General features: G+C 62.1%; 3 protein-coding genes. 1 reads left to right on the top strand and 2 read right to left on the bottom strand.

Features of this window, described 5'->3' with window-relative positions:
- Nucleotides 1–1,068, bottom strand: a 1,068-nt coding sequence (locus EOA85_RS30260; RefSeq protein ID WP_245486140.1) for an ABC transporter substrate-binding protein, incomplete at its 3' end; no start/stop codon positions are given.
- Nucleotides 1,069–1,111: 43 nt separating this feature from the next.
- Nucleotides 1,112–2,662 (bottom strand): trimethylamine methyltransferase family protein, encoded by a 1,551-nt coding sequence (locus EOA85_RS30255; protein WP_127212189.1) that lies wholly within the window; start codon nucleotides 2,660–2,662, stop codon nucleotides 1,112–1,114.
- A gap of 93 nt (nucleotides 2,663–2,755) precedes the next feature.
- Between EOA85_RS30255 and EOA85_RS30250 the strand changes: the two genes are divergently transcribed.
- Nucleotides 2,756–3,660 (top strand): LysR substrate-binding domain-containing protein (locus EOA85_RS30250; RefSeq protein WP_127212188.1); only part of this gene is annotated, 905 nt, incomplete at its 3' end.

Below are 3,660 nucleotides of genomic sequence, written 5' to 3'. Positions count from 1 at the left end.
CCCTCGCCCGGCATAGCCAAGTTGCAGCACGGCGCCGTTGTCGACCGCCATCTGCAGCGCGTTGCGCACCTTTTGGTTGTCATAGGGCTTGTGGGTGATGTTGGTGCGGGCAACCAGTGTGGTCGCTGTCGCGACCTCCGACTTCACCAAATCCATCTTGTCGAGGATGTCGATGAAGTCTGCGGGCGTCTCGAAGTTGATGTCGATCTCGCCGGACTCGAACGCGTTCACGGTGGCGTTGAAGTCGGTGCCGTAGTCGATGAATTCGACACTGTCGAGAGGCGCCTCGCCGCCCCACCACTTGCCGTTCTCACGACGCTTGACGACCGCTTTCTGGCCGACATCATAAGAGACAAGCTCGAAAGGTCCAGTACCGATCGGCTTCTTGATCGGGTCGGCGCCGTCGGCGTCAAAGTTGCGGTGGACGACGAGCGCCGGATAGTCGGTGAAGTTCGGGATCAGCGAGATATCAGGCTCGTTCAGCTTCAGCTTGACGGTGTTGTCGTCGACCTTGGTTATGGCGCCATCTCTTGCCTTGCCGGTCTTTGCGTCGATCAGCGCGCCGACGCGCGCGGCCATCGAATTGCCCGAGGCGCCTTTCTCGCACCAGCGCGTCAGATTGAAGACAACGTCATCGGCGTTGAAGGCATCGCCATTGTTCCAGGTCACGCCCTTGCGCAGGTGCAGCGTATATTCGGTGGCGTCGTCATTGACGTCCCAGCTTTCGAGCAGAACCGGTTCGAAGGTGAACTGTTTGGTGTAGCGCACCAGCGGCTCCAGCCAGGTGCGGGTGACGTTTGCCATCTCCACCCAGTCATAAGTGCGGGGATCCTTCTGCGCCTTCACCGACATCGAAACGTGCAGCGTTCCGCCCTTCTTCGGCTCCTCGGCCAAAGCCTGCTCCGGCACGGCCAGACCGATCATGCCGTAGGCAAGGGCCGTCGATGCCCCAAAGGCGCTTGCCAGCGCCAGAAACTCGCGCCGGTCCATCCGGCCTGCACGCGTCTCTGCCGCCATTGCCTCGATCGCATTCGGCACGCGATCGCCGTTGCTTCTGAAGATTGTCATTTTTTCCTCCCGTCTGGTTCCCGTCAGGTCTTCGCCTGTCCTATTAACTAACGCTGTCCGGCAGCTTCTCCTCACGCAGCGCAATCAAATCTTCGAGACCATCGGCAATGCCCTCATCGAGCTTCGGCTCCTCATAATCCGCGAGCATGTTGCGCGCTTTCTCGCGGCCGCGGGTGTCGTGGTCCTTTGCCCCTTCAGCCTTCCACTGTTCGTAGGAATTGAAGTCCATGATGCTGGGCATGAAGAAGGCGGACTCGAAATGTCCAAGCGTGTGCTGGGTGCCGAGGAAGTGGCCCTGCGGCCCCACCTCGCGGATCGCCGCCATCGCTTCCTTGAAATCGTCGAACGGAAGGCCGCCAGCATATTTGTACCAGCCAACAAGCTGTTCGCAGTCCGTCGCAAATTTTGAATAGCCGCAGGTCAGGCCGGCCTCGAGCCATCCGGCGGAGTGCCAGATGTAGTTGGCGCCGGCAAGGATGGCGGCATGCATCAGCATGTTCGCCTCGTAGCCCGCCTGGGCGTCATTCAGCTTCGATCCGACATGGAAGCCCGACGTGCGCCAGGGCAGCCGGTATTTCCGCGCCAGCGCCCCCATCAGATACATCATCTGGGCCGCCTCAGGCGTGCCGCCCATGGGAGCGCCGGTCTTCATGTCCACCGTAACCATGAACTGCCCGTAGATCTGCGGCGAACCTGGACGGAGGAGCTGTGTGAACGCGACGCCAGCCAGCGCTTCCGCATTGACCTGCGCGACCGCACCTACGGCAGAGGCCGAAGTCGAGGCGCCGCAGAGGGCGAACGGCGCCAGGATCAGTGGCTGGTTGTGACGCGCATAGACCTTCATCGCGTCCAGCATGGTGGCGTCCCATACCAGTGGCGAGTTGCAATTGGTGATCGCCACCAACACAGGGTTGTCACGGACGTAGTCCTCGCCGAAAACGATGCCTGCCATCGCCATCGTGTCTTCGGCTCGATCCCTGGACGTCACGATGCCCATGAACGGCTTGTCGGAATGCTTCAGCGCCGAATGAATGATGTGGAGGTGACGCTTCGGCACCGCAATTTCCATCGGCTCGCAGATGATCGAGCTCGACGAGTGCAGCGCTGGCGCCATGTAAGCGAGCTTATGAAAATTCTGAAGGTCGGCGAGCGTGCCATAGCGCCTGTTGTTGTCGAGGTCGCGCACGTAAGGCGCGCCATACATCGGCACGAAGATGGAATTCTTACCGCCGACGCGGACCGAGCGCTCAGGGTTGCGCGCATTGAGCGTGAACTCCGGCGGGACTTTCGAGACGAGTTCCATCAAGAGCGCGCGGTCGATGCGGACGCGCGTCTCAGAGACATCGGCTCCGGCGGCCATCCACAGTGCTATGGCCTCGTCGTCGCGGAACTCGCAGCCAACCTCTTCGAGGATGGCGAGCGACTCCTGGTGGATAAGCTCGACAGCCTCGTCCGGGACGATTTGATATGCGGGTATGTTGCGAACGAGCGTCGGAAACGACGCCATGGGAGTTCCCCGCAGCGCCTTGCGGCCCAGGCGGCCGCCACCTCGGCGGCTGGCGTGTTCGGTGACTTCGGTGGCCGGTGCGTTCATGGCAAACTCTATCCTCCCAATGATGACCAGCGTAGCGAGAGAAAATATGGCTGTGACGTTGGAAAATCCTGATCTCTTGTATAAGCTCAGCTTATGCGAAGCTTGCGCCATCTGCTGCCGTCGGCCGGCAGCCTGATCGTTTTCGAGGCCGCCGGGCGGTTGTCGAGCTTTACCGCCGCCGGGCGAGAGCTCGGCATGACGCAGGCTGCCGTGTCCTATGCGATCCGCGGCCTCGAAGAGCAGCTGGGCGCGAAACTGTTCCAGCGCCGCCATCGGCAGGTCAGCCTTACCGAAGCCGGCGACCGCTTCCACGCCGACGTCTCGCTCGGCCTGTCGCACATCCGCAGGTCAGCGGAAGACCTGCGCCAGCAGGCGACCGGCGGCCATGTGACGCTCGCCGCGTCGACGGCCTTCGCCTCATTCTGGATGATGCCGCGCCTGCAGCAGTTTCGCGACGAACTGCCGGGCATCGACCTGCGCATCCAGACCGCCGATCGTGATCTCGACATCATCGCCGAAGACATCCCGCTCGGCGTTCGCGGCGGCGAACCGAGGGAATGGCCGGACTATCATTCGCTGCCGTTGGCCGATGAGGAAATATTCCCAGTTGCGGGCGCGAGCTATGTGGCGCGATTCGGGCTGCCGGAAACGGTCGAGGATCTCCCATCACACCGGCTCATCCATCTCGAAGAGCCGTTTCGCGATGCCGCGAGCTGGGACGAGTGGTTCCAGTCGGCCGGGGTCAACATCACCGATGCCGGGCGCGGCTTGCGCATCAACGATTATGCGCTGGTGATCCAGGCGGTCATGGAAGGCCAAGGCATTGCGCTCGGCTGGGGTCACCTCGCCGAGCGGCTGCTGGCGTCAGGACTTCTGGTGCGTGCGACCGGCCACACGATGACGACCGGCAAGGGATTTCATATCATCTGGTCGAGAAACCGCGAGCTCAGCGACAACGCCCGCAAGGTTCGGGACTGGCTGGCCGCGCAAGCGCGAGG

The organism is Mesorhizobium sp. M5C.F.Ca.IN.020.29.1.1 (genome assembly GCF_003997375.1).
Classification (GTDB): Bacteria; Pseudomonadota; Alphaproteobacteria; order Rhizobiales; family Rhizobiaceae; genus Mesorhizobium; species Mesorhizobium wenxiniae.
Note: the sequence above shows the minus strand (reverse complement) of the source record. Positions and strands in the feature narration are given on the sequence as shown.